At 69.4% G+C, this 20,855-nt stretch carries 10 protein-coding genes; 4 read left to right on the top strand and 6 right to left on the bottom strand.

What is annotated here, in order from left to right; genetic code table 11:
* Positions 1-9 precede the first annotated feature (9 nt).
* The gene (locus SM757_RS17685) at positions 10-435 is read right to left on the bottom strand and encodes an SRPBCC family protein (RefSeq protein WP_066334946.1); all 426 of its coding nucleotides are present in this window, start codon (positions 433-435) and stop codon (positions 10-12) included.
* Between the two features lie 456 nt (positions 436-891).
* On the opposite strand from SM757_RS17685, the gene SM757_RS17680 reads away from it, so the two are divergent.
* Together SM757_RS17680 and SM757_RS17675 are read left to right on the top strand one after the other, a co-directional pair.
* Positions 892-3,036, top strand: coding sequence for a 4Fe-4S binding protein (locus tag SM757_RS17680; RefSeq protein ID WP_322466507.1), 2,145 nt, complete (start codon positions 892-894; stop codon positions 3,034-3,036).
* Between the two features lie 20 nt (positions 3,037-3,056).
* The gene (locus SM757_RS17675; RefSeq protein ID WP_322466493.1) at positions 3,057-4,025 is read left to right on the top strand and encodes an FAD:protein FMN transferase; all 969 of its coding nucleotides are present in this window, start codon (positions 3,057-3,059) and stop codon (positions 4,023-4,025) included.
* A 31-nt stretch (positions 4,026-4,056) separates the two neighbouring features.
* On the opposite strand, the gene SM757_RS17670 is transcribed toward SM757_RS17675, so the two are convergent.
* From SM757_RS17670 to glgB, 5 genes are all read right to left on the bottom strand, one after another.
* On the bottom strand, positions 4,057-6,312 hold the full coding sequence (locus SM757_RS17670; RefSeq protein ID WP_322466492.1) for a response regulator: 2,256 nt from the start codon (positions 6,310-6,312) through the stop codon (positions 4,057-4,059).
* Entirely contained in the window at positions 6,309-10,943 is a 4,635-nt protein-coding gene (locus SM757_RS17665) for a HAMP domain-containing protein (protein WP_322466491.1), read from the bottom strand. The genes SM757_RS17670 and SM757_RS17665 overlap by 4 nt, the downstream gene beginning before the upstream one ends.
* A 69-nt stretch (positions 10,944-11,012) precedes the next feature.
* Complete coding sequence (gene treS / locus SM757_RS17660) at positions 11,013-14,354, bottom strand: maltose alpha-D-glucosyltransferase (protein ID WP_322466490.1); 3,342 nt, start codon at positions 14,352-14,354, stop codon at positions 11,013-11,015.
* 7 nt (positions 14,355-14,361) lie between these two features.
* Positions 14,362-16,563: an alpha-1,4-glucan--maltose-1-phosphate maltosyltransferase gene (locus SM757_RS17655; protein ID WP_322466489.1), complete on the bottom strand. Its 2,202-nt coding sequence runs from the start codon at positions 16,561-16,563 to the stop codon at positions 14,362-14,364.
* Positions 16,505-18,430 carry a 1,4-alpha-glucan branching protein GlgB gene (gene glgB, locus SM757_RS17650; RefSeq protein ID WP_322466488.1) on the bottom strand — a complete coding sequence of 642 codons (1,926 nt, stop codon included), beginning with the start codon at positions 18,428-18,430 and terminating at the stop codon, positions 16,505-16,507. The genes SM757_RS17655 and glgB overlap by 59 nt, the downstream gene beginning before the upstream one ends.
* Before the next feature lie 664 nt (positions 18,431-19,094).
* Between glgB and SM757_RS17645 the strand changes: the two genes are divergently transcribed.
* Both SM757_RS17645 and SM757_RS17640 read left to right on the top strand, forming a co-directional pair.
* Positions 19,095-19,334 carry a hypothetical protein gene (locus SM757_RS17645; protein ID WP_322466487.1) on the top strand — a complete coding sequence of 80 codons (240 nt, stop codon included), beginning with the start codon at positions 19,095-19,097 and terminating at the stop codon, positions 19,332-19,334.
* Positions 19,335-19,533: 199 nt separating this feature from the next.
* Positions 19,534-20,826 (top strand): TolC family protein, encoded by a 1,293-nt coding sequence (locus tag SM757_RS17640; protein ID WP_322466486.1) that lies wholly within the window; start codon positions 19,534-19,536, stop codon positions 20,824-20,826.
* Positions 20,827-20,855: the final 29 nt, after the last annotated feature.

Below are 20,855 nucleotides of genomic sequence, written 5' to 3'. Positions count from 1 at the left end.
GGCGCGGCCTCAGGCGCCGGCCTTCAACTCCCGCTCCATGCCGTCGATGCCGTCGGAAATCGCCTGCTTGACGAGGGCGGCAACGGCCTGGCTGTCTTGCGGCTGGGATTCGAAGTCGATGGTCCAGGCCACGACGGCCCGCCCGTCGTAGGAGTCGAATATCTCGACGGTGCCGCGGTAATGCGTGACCGGAAACGGAGAGGTTGTCCGCAGATAAATGAAACGCCTGCGGCTGTCGTCAACGGCCTCGATGAGATCCGTGATCTGCCCGCCTTCCAAGGTCATGTGGCGGTGGGCGCCGACGCCGCTGCCCTCCACGCGGCAGGTCTCGATAATGGGAAACCAGCGGTCCAGGCCGTCGATGCCGCGAATGGCCGCCCAAGCCTTTTCACTGGAAGTATCGAGTTTCTTGGTGATCGCTTGCTTGGTCAACATGGGTATATCCTTGTCTCAATTTGATGGGTTGTGAGTGTTTGCCTTCGTATTGGAAAGCGAGCACATTGTGGTTTTCGGTGCGCAACAGGGCTATTGGAATATTGCCTTTTCAGGCACGGGTAAAGTGCCCGTCCGCATAAAAATATAAAAGTGAAGCAGCCCAGTCGAAATGCTCGGCGCCCTGGCGGCTGGCCAAGCGTGCCTGATCAGGCAAATTGCCCGCGTCAGTAGGGGCAGCACGCCTTTCCAGCGTATTCGTAAAATTTCAGGGTCCGTGCCGGATACCATGACCAGGCTGGATTCATGTGAATCCTTGGGCCGGTATATGGACTCGGTGGCAACAAGAGCTCCGAATGCCGCGGGTTGAAAATTCGGGGAGTTTTGATGTCGGGCTGCAGTAAATCAGGCAACCATGCCATTGGAGGCGCGGCAACAGGGCAGTGGATGGCCCTGGTGATGGGATTCGCCCTGGCGCTGTGGTGCGTGCCGTCCTGGTCAGGCATCCTGCAGAAACCGGATATCGAGCGGCGCTTCGGCCATCCCTATCACGTGGAGGAAAAGCTTTCGGATATTCCCGTCTGGCCGCTGACCAGCCCGCTGGAGCATGAGGCCGGGCCCGTGCTCTACGTCTTCGAGTCCATCGATATCGCGCCCTTGCCGGGTTTCGAGGGCAATCCCATGAATTTCCTCATCGCCATCGACAGGAAGGGGAATTTCGTGGACGTGGAACTGCTGCAGCAACGCGAGCCCGTGTTCACCTTCCGCGATCTCGGTGGCCAGAAGGACAGGCCGCTGAAGGAATTCATTGCGCAATATCTTGGGCACAGCATTGCCGATCAATATCTGATCGCCCAGGACGCCGCACGCAACAAGAGCGGCGGCCCGCCTCGAAACCATGCCGGACAAACCATGCTGGATGGCGTCGCCAAGGCCACCACGTCCATTCGCATCATCAATCAAACCGTGCTGACCGCGGCCCTGGAGGTCGCGCGCGCCAAACTGGGTTTCGCGGACCAGAAACAGGCCGGCCCGCCCGCCCAGGTCAAGGATGAAATATTCGAGGTACAAAGCTTCGACGCGCTGATGCGGGACGGCTCCATCGGCCATTTGCGCCTGACCAATGCCGAAGCGGAAAAGCTTTTTGCCGGTACCGAGGGCGAGGGGCTGGATGCTTATGCCGCCGCTCACCCCGACAAAACCTTCGCCGAATTGTTCGTGGCTTATTTGAATGTGCCGACCATAGGGCAGGCCGTGCTGGGCAAGGAAGCCTATGCACAAACCATGGCGCGCAATTTCGACCATCAACATCTCTGGTGGATAGCCACCCGCGGACGCTTCACCCTCGTGGATGACGAATTCATCCCAGGCGCCCAGTCGCGCCGCCTGGCGCTGGCGCAGGACGGGCTGTTCCTGGAGTTCCGCGACCAGGGACTCGAACTCCGCCAGGCCGGCGGCCCCGGTGACTTGGGCGCATCGCGGGTGTTCGGCGTGAATGCCGATGCCAGCCTCGATCCGGGCCGGCCGGCCGAATTCAAGCTCACGTTCAGCCGGGCCAAGGGCACGGGGCTGCCCAGCATCACCTACAAGGCCGCCACGCTCACCTACGCACCACCGCAGCGGTTTTTCACCTTTCCGCCCAAGCGCTTGCCGCCATGGCTGCTCGCCTGGCAGGCGCGCGCGGTCGATATGGCCGTGTTGCTGGCGGCGCTGGGGGTGCTCAGCGTGGTCCTGGCCCGCCCGCGCTGGGTGTCCGCGTCGGCGCGGCGGCTCAGGCTGTTTCGCATGGGTTTTCTGGCCTTCACGCTGATTGACGTCGGGTGGCTGGCGCAAGGCCAGTTGTCCATCGTGCAGGTCACGGGCCTGATCAAGTCGCTCAGAGGCGGCCACGGGCTGTCGAACTTTCTGTACGACCCGGTCAGCCTGATGCTGATGGCCTTCACCGTCCTCTCGCTCTTCCTGTGGGGGCGGGGCGCCTTCTGTGGCTGGCTGTGCCCGTTCGGCGCCTTGCAGGAATTCGTGGGGCTGCTGGCACAGCGGCTGCGCCTGCCGCAACTGCGCTTGCCGCCGCGTCTGGCCCGCCGGCTGGAGCGGGGCCGGTACGCCGTCCTGGCCACGCTGGTCGTGGCGGCTGTCTTGTTTCCGACGCTGGGCGAGACGCTCAACGAGGTCGAGCCCTTCAAGACCTCCATCACGCTGGGCTTCGACCGCCCCTGGCCCTTCGTCGCGTACGCCCTGGCCGTGCTGCTGCTGGGCGCCGCGTACTACAAGTTCTTCTGCCGGGTGCTGTGCCCGCTGGGCGGCAAGCTCAGGCGGCTGAACTGGCTGCCGCGCCGCGCCGAGTGCGGCAAGCCCTGCCAGCGCTGCAAGGCGGCTTGCCGCTACGACGCCATCGAGCCCTCCGGCGAAGTGCGCTACGACAACTGCTTCCAGTGCCTGGACTGCGTGGGCATCTACCACGACGCACAGCGCTGCGTGCCCGTGATCGTCCACCAGCGCACCGGCAAGCGCCTGACCGTCCAGGTGGCGGCCGCGCCGGCGGCACTCCCCGCCGGGCCTGTGCCGGGCAAGGCATTGCCGCAGCGCGCCACCGGCACCCCATGACGCTCCACCCCGTACACACCATGCAAAGACGCACGCTTCTTTGGGCCGCGCTGGGCGGCCTGCCCTTCACCACCGCCCGCGCCGCAGCGCTGCCATGGCACAGCCGGCACCTGCAGGGCTTGGGCACCCACCTGCACCTGCAAGTGGCACATGCCCAACCCGCCCAGGCCGAGAAGGCGCTGTCGGCGGCACAAGCGGTGCTGCACGACATCGAGGCCGCCATGAGCCTGTTCCAGGCCGACAGCGAGCTGCAACGGCTCAACCGGGACGGCCGGCTGGCCCGTCCCAGCGCGCACCTGCTCAAGGTGCTGCGCGAAGCGCAATGGGTGGCCCGCCACAGCGCAGGGGCGTTCGACGTGACGGTGCAGCCGTTGTGGCTGCTGTCGGAGGCCGCCCGCCAGGCCGGCCGGCTGCCCACGGCCGCGGAACGCACGCAGGCCTTGTCGCTCGTGGGCTGGCAAGGCTTGAAGGTCACCGACCAGGCCGTCGAGTTCGCCCGCCCCGGCATGGCCGTCACCTTGAACGGCATCGCCCAGGGCTACGCGGCCGATGCCGTGCGGGCCACGCTCCAGGCGCACGGCATCGAGCACGCGCTCATCGATACCGGCGAATTCGGTGCCCTGGGACGCAATCCGCGCGGCCAGGACTGGACGCTGGGCGTGGAAGACCCGCACCGCGCCGGCCAGCTCATCACGGCCTTGGCCTTGGACGGCAACAGCCTGGCCACCTCCGCCGACAACCGCAGCGCCTTCACGCCGGACCATCGCCACCACCACATCTTCGACCCCTCCACCGGGGACTCGCCCTCCGGAATGAGCAGCATCACCGTGGCCGCCCGCAGTGCCATGCGGGCCGATGCGCTCACGAAAGTCATGTTCATGGCCCAGCCGGCGCTCATTCCACGGCTGGCCCAGCGCTGGCAAGTCGGCGTGCTGTGGGTCGATAAGCAGGGCCGCTGGGGAGCCACGCGCTCTTTGCGACTGGCCTGAGCAGCGCCGTCCTGCGCCGCCCGCCAGCCGATCAGGGCACGCCGGCCTGCTCCTGGGCGCTGCCGCCCGCGCGCCCCGTCAACCACTGCGTGATCAGCGCGGCCAGCGCCGCGATGTCGGCGGGCTTCACCAGGTGGTGGTCGAAACCCGCGGCGCGCGAGTGCGCCTGGTCGGCCTTTTGCCCGTAGCCGGTGAGCGCGATCACCAGCGACAGCCGCGTGGCCGGCAGCGCGCGCAGCCGCTGCGCCACCTCGAAGCCGTCCATGCCCGGCAGGCCGATGTCCAGCAGCACCACGTCCGGCTCGAAGGCCTTGGCCCGCTCCACCGCCTGCGGCCCGCTGTGCGCCGTTTCCACGCTGTGGCCCTCCATGCGCAGGAACAGGGCCACCGTGTCGGCCGCGTCCACGTTGTCGTCCACCACCAGCACCCGGCACACGGCCGGCGCCTGCGCGGGGTCGGCCTGCGGCGCCGGCTGCGGCGCGGGTGCGCCCACGCCGCTGAGGCAGGGCAGTTGCACCACGAACTCCGCCCCCTGGCCCGGCCCGGCGCTGCTGGCGTGCACCGTGCCGTGGTGCAACTGCACCAGTCGCTGCACCAGCGTCAGCCCAACGCCCAAGCCGCCCTGGCTGCGGTCCAGTGAGCGCTGGCCCTGCTCGAACAGCTCGAACACGTTGGGCAGCAGCGCCGGCTCTATGCCCATGCCGTTGTCGCGCACGCTCACCAGCGCCACGCCCTGGCGCACCTGCAGCGACAGCTCGATGAGCCCGCCCTCCTGCGTGTACTTGGCCGCGTTGTTGAGCAGGTTGGACACCACCTGCGACAGCCGCGCGAAGTCGCCGCGCAGCCACACCGGCTCGGCGGGCAGTTGCGTGGTCAGCCGGTGGCGGCGCCCGTCCAGCATGGGCCGCGCCGTCTCCACGCCATGCGCCACCACGGCCAGCAGGTCTATGGGCTTCAACTGCAGGCTGATCTTGCCCTGGCTGATGCGGGCCACGTCCAGCAGCTCTTCCACCAGCTCCGTCATGTGCCGCACCTGGCGGTCCATCACGTCCGTGGCCCAGGACATGCGCGGCAGGCCCGGCGGGGCGATGCGGCGTATCACCTCCACCGCGTTGCGTATGGGCGCCAGCGGGTTGCGCAGCTCGTGCGAGAGCATGGCCAGGAACTCGTCCTTGCGCCGGTTCAGCGCCGTGAGCTGCTCCTGGGCATGGCGCCGCTCCTCGATCTCGGCCTGCAGCGTGCGGTACAGCCGCGCGTTCTCGAAGGCCAGCGCCGCCCGCTCGGACAGGGACTTCAGCAGCTCCCTGTCCTCCAGCGCCGCCACGTACAGCGCCCCCAGCACGCGCTGGCCGTGCACCAGCGGCGTGACCACGCCCTCCGGCAGCGCGCTTGGGGTGGCGGCCGGGCCTTCGTCCAAGGCCTGGCAGGGGTCCACGCCCACGTCCTGCGGCTGGCGGCTCTCCAGGGCCCGCGCAAAGGCGCGGCGCACGCAGGGCGCCATGTCCTGCAGCGCGACGTCGGAGAACGCCGTGCCGTCCCCATCCTCGGCCGTGTCCTCGTCCTCATCCGCGTGCGTGCCCGTACCGCCGTCCTGCTCGCCGCGGCCCACCAGCAGCCGCTGCGGCGCGGCCTCGTCGTCGCTGCACAGCAGCAGCGCGGCGCAGGGGCTCAGCGCGGGCACCACCTGCTCCAGCAGCGCGCGCATGCCCACCCCGGCATCCAGCGAGGCGCTGAGCACGCCGCTCAGGTGCGACAGGAAATTGGAGCGCCACGTAGCGTGCTCCGCGGCACGGCGCGCGGCCTCGGCCGCGGCCAGCGCCACGCGCTGCTCGGCCTGGTGGCGCACGCGGCGCTGCATCACGTGCAGGTCCACGAACACCTGCACCTTGGAGCGCAGCACCTGCGGCACCACCGGGGACATGATGTAGTCCACCGCGCCCAGCTCGTAGCCGCGGTGTGTCTGCATCTCGTCGGCGTAGGCGGTGATGAAGATGATGGGCGTGTGCGCCGCGCGCTTGTACTGGCGGATCAGGCGTGCCGTCTCCAGCCCGTCCATGTCGGGCATGTTCACGTCCAGCAGGATCACGGCGAACTCGCGCCTGAGCACCTCGCGCAGCGCCTGCGCGCCGGAGTAGGCGGAGACGAGCTCCTGCCCCAGGTCCTCCAGCACCGCGCGGAACACCAGGTGCTTCTCCGCCAGGTCGTCCACGATGAGGATGCTGCTGGTGATGGCGTCCTCGTCCGCGGCCGGTGGGGGCGGCGTCGCGCCGGCAGGATTGAAGCTCATGGACACAGCCACCCCTTGAGCACGCTGAGCAGGTGCGACGGGTCCACGGGCTTGGACAGGTAGTCCCACGCGCCGGCTTCTATGCACTTCTGCCGGTCGCCCTTCATGGCCTTGGCCGTCACGGCCACCATGGGCAGCTCGCGCCCGCGCGGCAGGCGGCGGATGTGCTGCATGGTGGCCAGCCCGTCCATCTCCGGCATCATGATGTCCATCAGCACGATGTCTATGGCGGGGTCGCTCTCCACCATGCGTATGGCCTCGCGGCCGTTGTCGGCCGAGACGATCTCCATGCCGTGGTCGTCCAGCACGGTGGCCAGCGCGAAGATGTTGCGCATGTCGTCGTCGACGATGAGCGCCTTGCGCCCGCGCAGCGAGCGCCGCGCGCCGCCCACGGCCTCCACCGCCTGCGCCGCGGCCTCCGGCAGCTCCGCCGCGTTGCGGTGCAGCGCCACGCAGGCCTGGCCCAGCAGCTCCTGCGCGCTGGTGGCCGGCAGCAGGCGGAAACCCCCGCGCTGGCGCTGCCAGGGCCCGTCGTGCCTGCCCTCCGGCATCCACAGCACCACGGGCAACTGCAGCCCAAGCGGGTGCGACTCCATGGCCTCGCGCACGTCGCCCGGCGCCAGGCCGCCCAACCGCGCATCGGCCACCAGCGCGTCGGCCTCACGCAGTTGCGCGTGCAAGGCGGCGCCGTCCTGCGCGGCGACCAGCTCCACGTCGGGGCCCAGGGCCTGGGCCAGCGCCTGGCGGTCCTCGGGGTCCGGCAGCGCCACCAGCAGCCGCCGCGTGGGCCGCAGCGCGTACTGGTGCAGCGCGGCCAGCGCCTGGTCCAGCTCGTCACGCGACTGCAGCGGCTTGGCGATGAAGCGCAGCGCGCCGGCCTCCAGCGCCTGCTCGCGCGCGTCGTCGGTGGAGATCACGCACACCGGCAGGTGGCGCGTGCGCGCGTCGGCCTGCAGCCGCCGCAGGATGCGCCAGCCCGCCATGTCGGGCAGGTGGATGTCCAGCGTCACCATGGACGGCCGGTACTCGCAGGCCATGGCCAGGCCGCTGGCGCCCGTGGTGGCCACCAGGCCCTTGAAGCCGGCCTGCCGCGCCGACTCCAGCATCACCTTGGCGAAGCCCAGGTCGTTTTCCACGATGAGCAGCACCAGGTCGCCGCCCATCACGTGGCGGCGGTCGTCGTCGGCCAGGTTGTCGAAGGCGTCGGGCTCCACCTCCGGCGCGGGCAGCGGCCGCGCCGCCTCGGCCGCCGCGGCGGCCATGCGCGGCGGCGCGGGCCACGCGGCCTCGCGCGCGGGCAGCGCCGCGGCAGGCGCATCCGACGGCCGGTGCGCGCCGCGCGGGGCGCGCGAGGCGTTGAAGGCCTGCGGCAGGTACAGCGTGAAGGTCGAGCCCTCGCCCGGCGCGCTCACCAGGCGCAGCTCGCCGCCCAACAGACGGGAGAGCTCGCGGCTGATGGCCAGGCCCAGCCCCGTGCCGCCGTACTTGCGCGAGGTCGAGCCGTCGGCCTGCTGGAAGGCCTCGAAAATGATCTGCTGCTTCTCCGCCGGAATGCCTATGCCCGTGTCCGACACGGCAAAGGCGATCACGGGCCCCCCGGCGCGGCGCAGCTCTTCGTTCTCCGGCTGCCACCCCTGCGGCGCCGCGCCTATGCGCAGCCGCACATGGCCCTGGTGCGTGAACTTGAAGGCGTTGGACAGCAGGTTCTTGATGATCTGCTGCAGCCGCTTCACGTCGGTGAGCAGCGCCGCGGGCGCGTCCTCCGCGATCTCGATGGCAAAGCCCAGGTGCTTGGAGTCCGCGAAGTGGCGGAAGCTGCGCTCCACCGAGCGCTGCAAGTCGTCCAGCCGCAGCTCCGACAAGTCCACCGCCACCGTGCCGGACTCGATCTTGGACAGGTCCAGGATGTCGTTGATCAGCATCAGCAGGTCGTTGCCGGAGGAGTGGATGGTCTTGGCGTACTCCACCTGGCGCGAGGTCAGGTTGCCCTCGGCGTTGCGGCACAACTGGTCGGAAAGAATCAGCAGCGAGTTCAGCGGCGTGCGCAGCTCGTGCGACATGTTGGCCAGGAACTCCGACTTGTACTTGGAGGTCAGCGCGAGCTGCTCGGCCTTTTCCTCCAGCGCCTGGCGGGCCTGCTCCACCTCGCTGTTCTTGCGCTCCACCTCCTGGTTCTGGTGCGCCAGCAACTTGGCCTTTTCCTGCAGCTCCTGGTTGGTCTGCTGCAGCTCGTGGGCCAGCGACTGGGACTGCTTGAGCAAGTCCTCCGTGCGGGTGTTGGCCTCTATCGTGTTGATGACGATGCCGATGGACTCGGTGAGCTGGTCCAGGAAGCCCTCGTGCACCGGGTTGAAGCGCTGCAGCGAGGCCATCTCCAGCACGCCGCGCACGCGGCCCTCGAAGATGATGGGCAGCACCAGCACGTCCAGCGCCGCGGTCTCCGACAGGGCCGTGGCGATGCGGAAGGAAACCGAGGGCACGTTGGTCAGCAGGATCTTCTGCTTGTCCAGCGCGCACTGGCCCACCAGGCCCTCGCCCAGGCCGATCTCCTTGCCGTGCAGCCCCTGGCCGCTGGAGGCGTAGCTGGCAAACAGCTTCAGCCGGGCCTGCTGCGGCGCGCCGCTGAGCACGTAGAACTCGGCCTGCTGCGCGCCCACCACCGGGGCCAGCTCCGACAGGATCATCTGTCCCACCGTCACCAGGTCGCGCTGGCCCTGCAGCATGCGCGAGAACTTGGCCAGGTTGGTCTTGAGCCAGTCCTGCTCGGTGTTCTTCTGCGTGGTGTCCTTGAGGTTGCGGATCATCTCGTTGATGGTGTCCTTGAGCGCCGCCACCTCGCCCTGCGCCTCCACCGTGATGGAGCGCGTGAGGTCGCCCTTGGTCACGGCCGTGGCCACTTCCGCGATGGCCCGCACCTGCGTCGTGAGATTGGCCGCGAGCTGGTTGACGTTCTCCGTCAGGCCCTTCCACGTGCCGGAGGCGCCCGGCACCTTGGCCTGGTTGCCCAGCTTGCCTTCCACGCCCACCTCGCGCGCCACGGTGGTCACCTGGTCGGCAAAGGTGGCCAGCGTGTCCGTCATGGAGTTGATGGTGTCGGCCAGCGCGGCGATCTCTCCCTTGGCCTCCACGGTGAGCTGCTGCTTGAGGTCGCCGTTGGCCACCGCCGTCACCACCTTGGCGATGCCGCGCACCTGCGAGGTCAGGTTGCCGGCCATGAAGTTCACGTTGTCGGTGAGGTCCTTCCACACCCCGGACACGCCCTTGACCTGCGCCTGGCCGCCCAGGCGGCCCTCGGTGCCGACCTCGCGCGCCACGCGCGTGACCTCGGCCGCGAAGGACGAGAGCTGGTCCACCATGGTGTTGATCACGTTCTTGATCTGCAGGATCTCGCCGCGCACGTCCACGGTGATCTTCTGCGTCAGGTCGCCGCCGGCAATGGCGGCCGAGACCTTGGAGACGTCGCGCAACTGCACCGTGAGGTTGGCGGCCATGGAGTTGACGCTCTCGGTGAGATCCTTCCAGGTGCCCGCCACGCCCTGCACGTCCGCCTGGCCGCCCAGGCGGCCCTCGGTGCCCACCTCGCGCGCCACGCGCGTGACCTCGGCGGCGAAGGAGCGGAGCTGGTCCACCATGGTGTTGACCGTGTTCTTCAGCTCCTGGATCTCGCCCTTCACGTCCACCGTGATCTTCTTGGACAGGTCGCCCGCCGCGACGGCCTTGGTCACGTCGGCGATGTTGCGCACCTGCGAGGTCAGGTTGCCGGCCATGGAGTTGACCGATTCGGTCAAGTCCTTCCACGTGCCGGCCACGCCCTGCACGTCGGCCTGGCCGCCGAGCTTGCCCTCGGTGCCCACCTCGCGCGCCACGCGCGTGACCTCGGCGGCGAAGGAGCGCAGCTGGTCCACCATGGTGTTGATGGTGTTCTTGAGCTCCAGGATCTCGCCCTTGACGTCCACCTCGATCTTCTTGGACAGGTCGCCCTGCGCCACGGCGGTGGTGACGTCGGCGATGTTGCGCACCTGGCTGGTGAGGTTGGAGGCCATGGAGTTGACGGAGTCCGTCAAGTCCTTCCACGTGCCGGCCACGCCTTTGACGGTGGCCTGGCCGCCGAGCTTGCCCTCGGTGCCCACCTCGCGCGCCACGCGCGTGACCTCGGCCGAGAAGTCGCTGAGCTGCGCCACCATGGTGTTGATGGTCTGCGCCGCGCGCAGGAACTCGCCCTCCAGCGGCCGGCCGTCCACCTCCAGTGCCATGCTCTTGGACAGGTCGCCCTGCGCCACGGCGCCGATCACGCGCGCCACTTCCGAGGTGGGGTGCACCAGGTCGTCGATGAGCGCGTTGATGCAGTCCACCGACTCGGCCCAGAAGCCGCGCGAGGCGCGCACCGAGGCGCGCTGGCGCAGCCGTCCTTCCTTGCCCACCACCTGGCGCAGCCGGGCCAGCTCGCGCGCCATGTGGGCGTTCTGTTCCACCACCTGGTTGAACACGTCCGAGACGCGGCCGGCCACGCCGGTCCAGTCCAGCGGCAGCCGCGCCTGGGCGTTGCCGTCGCGCAGCTCGGTGAGCGCCACCAGCAGCGCGGTGAGCTCGCCGGCGGGCTGCAGGTTGGGGTCCTCGGCAATCTTCATCATGGGACCTCCTTCAAGTCCACGTTGCCGTGCCCCGGGGCGCGCTGCACTGGCGCGCCCTCGGGGGCGGCGCTAGCTCGTCACGCCCGCCAGGTCCAGCAGCCCTTGCAGCGGGATGTGGACCCAGGCCGGCCGGTTGTCCAGCTCGTACCTCAGCTCGTACAAGGCCTTCTCCAGCTCGTAGAGCGCCAGCAGCGGCGCACCGGCCGCTTCGGCCCCGCCGGCTTCGACCAGCTCCGCCGTGCGCGCCACCTCGTCGTAGCCGCGCAGGAAATGCCCGCGCGACTCCTGCTGCCAGCGCCGCGCCACGGGGGCCAGGGCCTGCAGCTCGGCATCGCTGGTGGCGGCCGAGCGCAGGGCCGACAGCGCAGCGTAGTCGAAGGAGCGCAGCATCCCGGCCACGTCGCGCAGCGGCGAGCGCTTGGCGCGGCGCTCCTCCAGCGTACGCCCGGGCTCGCCCTCGAAGTCGATGATCACGAAGTCGTTCTTCGTCACCAGGACCTGGCCCAGGTGGTAGTCGCCGTGGTGGCGCGACCTCATGGCCATGGGCGGCAGCGCGGGCGTGGCCAGGTGCTTGTGCAGCCCGGCCTGGTGCTGCAGCAGCGACTGCGCCAGCGGCTGCGCCGCCGCGGGCAGCGTGGGCAGGCGATCGCGCAACTGGTCCATGCCGTGCTTGAGGTCGTCGCGCACGCGGTGCAGGTCGGCCTGCACGTCGTCCTCGGTCAGCGGCTCGGGGTCGAAGGCGAGGTTGCCCGTGCGCAGCGCGAAGGCCTGGTGCAGCTCGGCCGTGCGGCGGCCCAGCGTGCGCGCGCGCTCCTCGAAGGCCGCGTGCGCGTCCTGCGGCTCGGGCTCGCTGTGCCCAAGCCGCAGCTCCAGGTGGCGGCGCAGGTACTCGGTGCCCAGCGTCCAGCCGTCGCCCTGGTTGTTCACGTAGCCCTGCAGCACGGCCAGCGTCACGGGCGTGCCGTCCTCGGCCACGTACTCCAGCGAGCCGGCCAGCGGCGCGCAGTGCGGGAACTGGGCCACCTCGGTGAGGAAGCGCGTGACCTCCAGCTCCGGGTTGTGGCCCGGGCGCAGGCGGCGAATGCCCTTGAGCAGGAACTGCTCGGCTATCTGCACGATGGTGTTGCTGCTTTGCGCCAGCGGCCGGCCTATGGGCAGCGTGGGCAGCTCGCCCGTCTCGGCATAGGCCTTGAGCAGCGGGCTGCCGCGGAAGTTCATGCGCCCGCGCGAGGTGGGCAGCGTGGTGTCGTCGGCCATGGTGGCCAGCACGGAACGCACGAAGCGCTCGTCGCCGAAGGCGTCGCCCATCACGCCCACCTGCGCCTGCTGGCGCACGCGCGCCACGGCGTTGACGGCCAGCAGCCGCGTGCGCTCCTCGTCGCGCTCCTCCCAGGACAGCGACAGCGGCACGAAGTAGTGCACCGGCTCCGGCAGCCCCTGCAGCTCCAGCAGCGGGATGAGCCAGGACTCGTCGTCGCGCTGCCACAGCCAGTGGTCCAGGAGCGTGGCGCGCGTGAGGTGCACGCCCTTGCTGGCGTACCAGCGCTGGTTCTCGATGAAGCGCGGCAGCAGCACGGTCTCGAACTGGTTGCGCGTGCGCGTGGCCAGCGCCGCGCGCCAGGGGCCGACCTGGTCCGCGAACAGGCTTTGCCAGCCGTTGGAGAACACCAGCACGGGCAGCTCCTCGGAGGGCAGCAGCTCCGTGTGCCAGGCCGGCGCCTCGGCGTCGGCGCTCAGGCGGAACCAGTAGAAGCCGTGCGCCGCCAGCGTGAGCAGGTAGGGCAGCTCGCCTATGGGCGGGAAGGCCGTGCGCCCCATCATCTCCACCGGCACGCGGCCCTTGAAGGCCGCCAGGTCCAGCTCCGCCGGCTGCGCCGTGCGGGCGAGGTTGGCCACGCACAGGATCACGTCGTCGCCATGCTCGCGCAGGTAGGCCAGCACCTTGCGGTTGCCGGGCTTCAAGAAGCGCAGCGAGCCGCGGCCGAAGGCTTGCGTGGACTGGCGCACGGCCAGCAGCCGGCGCATCCAGTGCAGCAGCGAGGAGGGGTCGCGCTGCTGCGACTCCACGTTGACCGCTTGGTAGCCGTAGATGGCGTCCATGATGGGCGGCAGGTACAGCCGCTGTGGGTCGGCGCGGCTGAAGCCGGCGTTGCGGTCCGGGCTCCACTGCATGGGCGTGCGCACGCCGTTGCGGTCGCCGATGTAGACGTTGTCGCCCATGCCCAGCTCGTCGCCGTAGTAGACGATGGGGCTGCCCGGCATGGACATGAGCAGGCTGTTCATGAGCTGGATGCGGTCGATGTCGTTGTCCAGCAGCGTGGCCAGCCGCCTGCGTATGCCCACGTTGATGCGCCCCTGCGGGTCGGCGGCGTAGGTGTTGTACATGTAGTCGCGCTCGCGGCTGGTGACCATCTCCAGCGTGAGCTCGTCATGGTTGCGCAGGAACACCACCCACTGGCAGTTGGCCGGGATCTCCGGCGTCTGGCCCATGATCTCCACGACCGGGAAGCGGTCCTCCTGCGCGATGGCCATGTACATGCGCGGCATCAGCGGGAAGTGGTAGCAGGCGTGGCACTCGTCGCCGTCGCCGAAGTACTCGCGCACGTCCTCCGGCCACTGGTTGGCCTCGGCCAGCAGGAAGCGGCTGCCGTACTCCGCGTCCAGCGCCGCCCTCAGGCGCTTGATGAGGACGTGCGTCTCCGGCAGGTTCTCGTTGTTGGTGCCCTCGCGCTCCACGAGGTAGGGAATGGCGTCCAGCCGGAAGCCGTCCACGCCCATGTCCAGCCAGAAGCGCATCACGTCCAGCACCGCATCCATCACCAGCGGGTTGTCGAAGTTGAGGTCGGGCTGGTGGCTGAAGAAGCGGTGCCAGAAGTAGGCGTTGGCCACCGGGTCCCAGGTCCAGTTGGACACCTCGGTGTCGGTGAAGATGATGCGCGTGCCCTGGTACTTCTGGTTGGTTTCGCTCCAGACGTAGAAGTCCCGCTCCGGCGTGCCGGGGGCTGCGCGGCGCGCGCGCTGGAACCAGGGGTGCTGGTCGGAGGTGTGGTTGATCACCAGCTCCGTGATCACGCGCAGGCCCCGCTCGTGCGCCGCATCCAGCATGCGCTTGAAGTCGTCCAGCGTGCCGTAGGACGGGTGGATGCTCTTGTACTCGGCGATGTCGTACCCGTCGTCGCGCAGCGGCGAGGGGTAGAAGGGCATCAGCCACAGGGTGTTGACGCCCAGGTCCTTGACGTAGTCCAGCCGCGCCGTGACGCCGTTGAAGTCGCCCACGCCATCGTCGTTGGAGTCGAAGAAGGCCTTGACGTTGAGCTGGTAGATGACCGCATCCTTGTACCAAAGGGATGCATCCTCGGCCGGCGCGTCCTGCACCAGCGGGTCGGGAAGGGTGAGACGGCGTGCATCCATGCGGTGATCAGCCTTCGAAAGTGAAGAAATCGCGTTCGCTGCGCCGCGTCTGGCGGACCACGAAAACGTGCGCGGGCGTGTGGTTCGGGTCAAGCTGCACGAAGTTGCGGCCGTTGCGCCACGTGAATCGTTGCTGGCTCAACAGGTCGTGCACGGTGTAGTCGGTGTCGGGCTGTATGCCCAGGGCCTGCAGGTTCACGTCCACCATGCCGGACTGCACGTTGTCGGGGTCCAGGTTGACCACGGTGAGCACGGTGTTGCGCCCGTCCGGCGTGCGCTTGGCGTAGGCGATGAGGTGCTCGTTGTCCACGGGCATGAAGCGCAGCGAGCGGTTGTCGTGCAGCGCGGCGTTGTCGCGGCGTATGCGGTTGACCAGCCCGATGAACCACTGCAGCGAGTCCTCGCGCTCCAGGTCCCAGTGGCGAAGCTGGTACTTCTCGGAGTCCAGGTACTCCTCGCTGCCGGGCTTCACGGGGCGGTTCTCCATCAGCTCGTAGGCCGGGCCGTAGATGCCGTAGCTCGCGCACAGCGTGGCGGCCAGCACCAGGCGCTGCATGAACACCGAGCGCGGGGCGTGGTGCAGGTGCTCGTTGAGGATGTCGGGCGTGTTGGGCCAGACGTTGGGCCTGAACCAGTGGTAGCCCGGGCCTTGCGACAGCTCGGTGAAATACGCCGTCAGCTCGGCCTTGGTGTTGCGCCAGGTGAAGTAGGTGTAGGACTGGCTGTAGCCCAGCTTGGCCAGCCGGTGCATGACCTTTGGGCGCGTGAACGCCTCGGCCAGGAAGATGACGTCCGGGTGCTCGCGCGTGATCTCGCTGATGCACCACTCCCAGAACGCGAAAGACTTGGTGTGCGGGTTGTCCACGCGGAACACCTTGACGCCGCGCGCTATCCAGAAGTCGAAGATGCTCTTGAGCTCCTGCCACAGCGCGCGCCAGTCGTCCGTCTCGAAGTTGAACGGGTAGATGTCCTGGTACTTCTTGGGCGGGTTCTCCGCGTACTGCACCGTGCCGTCCGGCCGCCAGCGGAACCACTGCGGGTGCTCCTGGACGTAGGGGTGGTCCGGCGCGCACTGCAGTGCGATGTCCAGCGCGATGTCTATGCCCAGCCGGCCAGCGGCCTGCACCAGCTCGGCGAAATCTTCTTCCGTGCCCAGCAGCGGGTGGATGCTCTTGTGCCCGCCCTCGGCCGCGCCTATGGCCCAGGGGCTGCCCACGTCCTGCGGACCCGCCACCAGCGTGTTGTTGGGCCCCTTGCGCTTCTCGCGCCCAATGGGGTGAATGGGCGGGAAATACAGCACGTCGAAGCCCATGGCGGCCACGTAGGGCAGGCGCTGGATGACGTCCTTGAACGTGCCGTGGCGGCCGGGCTGGTCCGATGCCGAGCGCGGGAACAGCTCGTACCAGGTGGAAAAGCGCGCCCTGAGCCGGTCGGCGAAGAGCGGCCGCTCGGGGAAGCCCACCGCGAAGCGCTTGTCCGGATAGGCGTCGGCCAACTGGTTGAGGCGCTCGTCCAGCGCCAGCGCCTTGAGCGCGTCGGGGTCGGCCGTGTCGGCCTCCAGGCGCAACTGCTCGGCCCAGGAGCGCAGCGCCTGGGCGTCGCCGGTCGTGGTGGCCTCGCCGCTTTCGGCCCGTGACGCGGCACCCTCGATCAGCTCCGCGCCCACCTTGGCGGCGATGCGGATGTCGGCCTCGTCCACGCGGCGGTTGAAGTCGTGGCGCCAGGAACTGAAGGAGTCCACCCAGGCCGTGACGCCGAAGAAGTAGCGCCCCGGGTGCGGGAAGCAGACCTGGGCATGCCACTCGTCGTTGAAGCTCTGCGCCATCTCCACGTGGTGCGTGGCCGCGTCGGCCTCGGCGCGCCAGTGCAGTTGCACGCGCAGCCTGTCGTGCCCGTCGGTGAAGGCGTGCGCGCTGAGCGTGACGGGCTCACCGGCGATGCACTTGCCGGCAAAGCGGCCGCCGTCCACCTGCGGCACCACGGCGTCCACGATGACGCGCACGCGCCCATCGCCCGGCGGCGGCAGCGAGGACACGCCGGCCTCGGCGCGCGGCAGCAGCAGCTCGCCCGCGGACAGCGGTGCCGCGGCCTGGGCCGCAGCGGACTTGCGCGGCGCGCTGCTGCGCTTGCGCGCCGGCTTGGTTTGGGCCTCAACCGTGGGCGTCTGGGCCGGGGTTGACGTTGCGGACTTGCGGGTTGTTGTCGCCATAGCTCTCGTGCTGCAAAACGATGACTGCCAGGGGAGGCAGGACGACGCGTATCGAGTGCAACTGCCCATGCGCGGGCAGCGGCGAGGATTCGATGCGTCCCAAGTTGCCCCACCCCGACCCGCCGTAGGGTTCGGCGTCGGTGTTGAGGAGCTCGCGCCAGACGCCGCGAGCGGGCACGCCCAGCAGCACGTTCTCGCGCGGCACGGGCGTGAAGTTGCAGGCCACCAGCAGCGGCTTGGCATCGCGCCGCGCGGGGCGGCGCAGGAAGGCCAGCAGCGAGCGTTCGCTGTCCTGGGCCTCCAGCCACTGGAAGCCTTCCCAGCCGAAGTCCAGCTCGTGCAGCGCGGGCTGGCTCTTGAGCAGGGCGTTGAGGTCGGCCACCAGGCGCTGCACGCCGGCGTGCAGGGGCTGCTGCGTCAGCCCCCAGCTCAGCTCGCCCTCGTGCGTCCATTCGCGCCACTGGCCGAACTCGCCGCCCATGAACAGCAGCTTCTTGCCCGGGTGCGTCCACATCCAGCCCAGCAGCGCGCGCAGGTTGGCGAATCGCTGCCAGTCGTCGCCGGGCATCTTCTGGATCAGCGAGCCCTTGCCGTACACGACCTCGTCGTGCGACAGCGGCAGCACGAAGTTTTCGCTGAAGGCATAGACCAGCGAGAAGCTGAGCTTGCCCAGGTGGTGGCCGCGGTGCACCGGGTCTTCCTGCATGAAGGCCAGGGTGTCGTGCATCCAGCCCATGTTCCATTTCATGCCGAAGCCCAGGCCGCCCATGGACGTTGGGCGCGACACCATGGGCCAGGCGGTGGACTCCTCGGCGATGGTCTGCGTGTCCGGGAACTCGCGGTAGACGGCCTCGTTGAGCCGGCGCAGGAAGGCGATGGCCTCCAGGTTCTCGTGGCCGCCGTGGATGTTGGGAATCCACTCGCCGTCGCGGCGCGCGTAGTCCAGGTACAGCATGGAGGCCACCGCGTCCACGCGCAGCGCGTCGATGTGGTAGCGGTCCAGCCAGAACAGGGCCGAGGAGATGAGGAAGCTCGCCACCTCGCCGCGCCCGTAGTTGAAGATGCTGGAGTTCCACTCGGGGTGGAAGCCCTGGCGCGGGTCGGCGTGCTCGTAGAGGTGGGTGCCGTCGAAGAACTGCAGCCCGTGCGCGTCGGTGGGGAAGTGCGAGGGCACCCAGTCCAGGATCACGCCGATGCCGGCCTCGTGCAGGTGGTCCACGAAGTACATGAAGTCCTGCGGCGAGCCGTAGCGGGACGTGGGCGCGAAGTAGCCGGTGGTCTGGTAGCCCCAGGAGCCGTAGAAGGGATGCTCGGTCACGGGCATCAGCTCCACGTGCGTGAAGCCGAGCTGCCGCACGTAGTCGGCCAGGTCGCGCGCGAGCTCGCGCCAGCCCATGGGCGCGCCGCTTGGGCGGCGCCAGGAGCCGGCGTGGACTTCGTAGATGGACATGGGCGCGTCCAGCGCGTTGCGGCGCCCGCGCTCCTGCATCCAGGCCTGGTCGCGCCACTCGTAGTCCAGGCGGGTGATGCGCGAGGAGGTGTCCGGCGGCAGCTCGGACGTCAGCGCTAGCGGGTCGGCCTTGTCCACGGCGTCGCCGTTTTGGCCGACGACACGGTACTTGTAGCGCTGGCCCGGCTGCGCGATGCCCACCGACACGCGCCAGACGCCGCTGTCGTCCTGCTGCGCCATGGGGTCGGCGTCGGGGTTCCAGCCGTTCCAGTCGCCGATGACGCTGACGTGGCGCGCGTTGGGCGCCCACACGGCGAAGTGCACGGTGCCCTGCTCGTCCAGCCGGGCGCCCAAGTGCTCGTACAGGCGCGCGTGCGTGCCCTCGCGGAAGAGGTAGCGGTCCTGCTCACCCCACATGGCGAAACGCTCCCGCACCTTTTTTGCGGCCAATCGTTCCACCAGCGCGGGCTGTAGAGCCCGTGCGGCGAGAGGAGAGGGAGGAGATACAGGGATTCGTGAACGGATTGGGCGGCATGGCTCTCGTCTTGACGCTCGTTGGAGCGCCGCCATGCCGCAATGCGTGTGCCCACGCGCAGGCGAAGGTGTTACAGGGCGCTTATTCGACGCCCGGGACAATCACCGGGGGGACTGTGCGCGTGCACCGATGGCGCCTGGACGTCGGCGGGCCTGGGTTGCTGGCCATTACCTTTGGCAACAAGCTTCTGCCAGGGAGGCGCTTGGGCGAATGGGGCCGGATTTAAGAAGCCACGGCTCCGCGTTTACCCTGATGCCGCTTAGAATGCGGCGACGCCCTGAGCAAACGGGGCGCCTGTCTTGCGTCTTCCATCCGATTCCGTTACGCGTGCAACTGCCCGGGCCACGTTCCTGCCGATTTCCGAGCATTCGCCAGCCTCTTTACTGGGTGCTGGCGCTGCTGCTTGGGGCATGGTGGGCGTTGGGTTCCGTCCCGGCGGATGGGCGGGCGGGCCTGGCGGCCTGGTGCGGGATCGGGCAGGGGTGCGAGCTGCTGGCGGCGTCCGCCATGCCCCTGGGGGTGCAGCCGCATTGCGAGCAGGCGTGCGTGTCGCCGCCTGTCATGGTTGCGCGGCAAACGGCCTGGACGGTGGACGCAGGTCCTGCCGGGCCTGAGCGCCCGCATCCGCTCACCGTGGACCTGGAGCATGAGCAGCCTGACTGTGCGCTGCCCCCGGCCATGCCTGATTGTTCCGTCGTCCTGCCCGTAGCGCGGCCGCTGTACGCGCCCGCGGGCATTTACGCCGCGCCGCAGCGCGGCTTGGCGAGACCGCCCGACCTGGGCTGATCCTCGCGTCCGGCGCCCGTGGTTCGCGGGCCAGCCCGGCTTGATCACCTCCTGCTTTTTCGCTGCCTGATCCTGGCCGCGCGCCGCCGTGCGCGCCGTGGCCCGGGATGGGTTCTCCGTTGCCCCGGCCTGCATCCACGCGGGGCCTGGGCGGCTCGTCATCGTCCCATTCATGTACCCAAACCCTACGGGCAGGCGCTTGCCTGCAACTTCCGTGTTCGCTGGCCGCTGCAGGCGCTTGTTGTGGGCCGGCGCGCTGGCCGCGCTGCTGGCCGGCACGGGCGGGGCGGCTCATGCCCAGCCGGCAGAGCCGCCGTCCTATCAGCTCGATCAGCTCCTGGCCTTGGCCCGCGCCTCACATCCCGTGCTGGGCGCCGCGCATGCACGCGTGGATGGCGCGCAGGCCGCCGTGCGCAGTGCCGCCGCGCTGCGCAATCCGGAGCTGGAGCTGTCGACGGGCCGCAACCGTGCGCGCATGGACGGTGCGGCGCCGGGGTCCACCTTCAGCGTTTCGGTCACGCAGCCCATCGAGCTCCCGGCGTTGCGCCAGGCGCGCGTGCAGGCTGCCGAGGCCGCCCTGGAGGGCAGCCGTGCGGGTGCGGGCAGCCTGGCGCTGGACCTGCTGGCCGAGGTGCAGCGCCGTTATTACGCGGTGCTGCGCAGCGAGGCCGAGCTGGGCAATGCGCGCGACGACCTGGCACTGGCCAACCAGATCCGCGAGCGCGTGGCCGTGCGCGTGGACAGCGGCGAGGCGCCGCGCTATGAGCTGGTGCGCGCCGACACCGAGCTGCTCAATGCGCAGCGCGTGCTGCGCGTGGCGGAGCTGCGCGTGCGGCAGGTGCGGCACGAGCTGCGCCGCCAGGTCGGCCCGGGGCTGCCCGCGGAGTTCCAGTTGGCGCCCGCTGCGGACGATCCGCTGGCCGGCGGCGTGCCGCCGCCCCTGGAGCAGATGCAGGCCGTGCTGCTGGCGCGCCATCCCGAGCTGCTGGCCGCGCGCGCGGAGTTGCGCGCTGCCCAGGCGCGGCTGGGCGTGGAGCGGCAGGCGCGGCTGCCCAGCTTCGCGTTGCGCGCGGGGGTGGATCGCGAGCCCGATATCCAGGGGCATCGCGTGGGCCTGGTCATGAGCGTGCCCCTGCTGGACCGCCGCGTGGGGCCCATCGCCGAGGCCGAGGCCGAGCTGCGCCGCCTGAGCCATGCGCTGGCCGACCGCGAGCTGCAATTGACCCAGCAACTGGAGGCCGCGTGGCAGCAGCACCAGATTGCCGCCGGCCAGGTCGTTGCGCTGGACAGCGGCATCTTGCGTCAGGCGCAGAACGCCATGCGCATTGCCGAGGCGGCCTACCGCAGCGGCGAGCGCGGAATCCTGGAGTGGCTGGATGCGCAGCGCGCCTTCCGCCAGGCGCGCAACGACCTGGATGCCGCCCGCTACGAGCTGCGCGCGGCCCGCGTCGAGCTGGACCGCCTCCAAGGCCTGCAGGTCGCCGACCTGTGAGCCGCCCGTCTTCCATTCCTTTAAAGCCT

The sequence above is a fragment of the Azohydromonas lata genome, assembly GCF_034427735.1.
GTDB classification, from domain to species: domain Bacteria; phylum Pseudomonadota; class Gammaproteobacteria; order Burkholderiales; family Burkholderiaceae_C; genus Azohydromonas; species Azohydromonas lata.
Note: the sequence above shows the minus strand (reverse complement) of the source record. Positions and strands in the feature narration are given on the sequence as shown.

Bases quoted from the DNA above. Each gene is read 5' to 3' on its own strand.
- SM757_RS17670 (WP_322466492.1), bottom strand. From the start codon at position 6,312: ATGAGCTTCAATCCTGCCGGCGCGACGCCGCCCCCACCGGCCGCGGAC.
- SM757_RS17680 (WP_322466507.1), top strand. From the start codon at position 892: ATGGGATTCGCCCTGGCGCTGTGGTGCGTGCCGTCCTGGTCAGGCATC.
- treS (WP_322466490.1), bottom strand. From the start codon at position 14,354: ATGGATGCACGCCGTCTCACCCTTCCCGACCCGCTGGTGCAGGACGCG.
- SM757_RS17665 (WP_322466491.1), bottom strand. From the start codon at position 10,943: ATGATGAAGATTGCCGAGGACCCCAACCTGCAGCCCGCCGGCGAGCTC.
- SM757_RS17685 (WP_066334946.1), bottom strand. From the start codon at position 435: ATGTTGACCAAGCAAGCGATCACCAAGAAACTCGATACTTCCAGTGAA.
- glgB (WP_322466488.1), bottom strand. From the start codon at position 18,430: ATGTGGGGTGAGCAGGACCGCTACCTCTTCCGCGAGGGCACGCACGCG.
- SM757_RS17655 (WP_322466489.1), bottom strand. From the start codon at position 16,563: ATGGCGACAACAACCCGCAAGTCCGCAACGTCAACCCCGGCCCAGACG.
- SM757_RS17675 (WP_322466493.1), top strand. From the start codon at position 3,057: ATGCAAAGACGCACGCTTCTTTGGGCCGCGCTGGGCGGCCTGCCCTTC.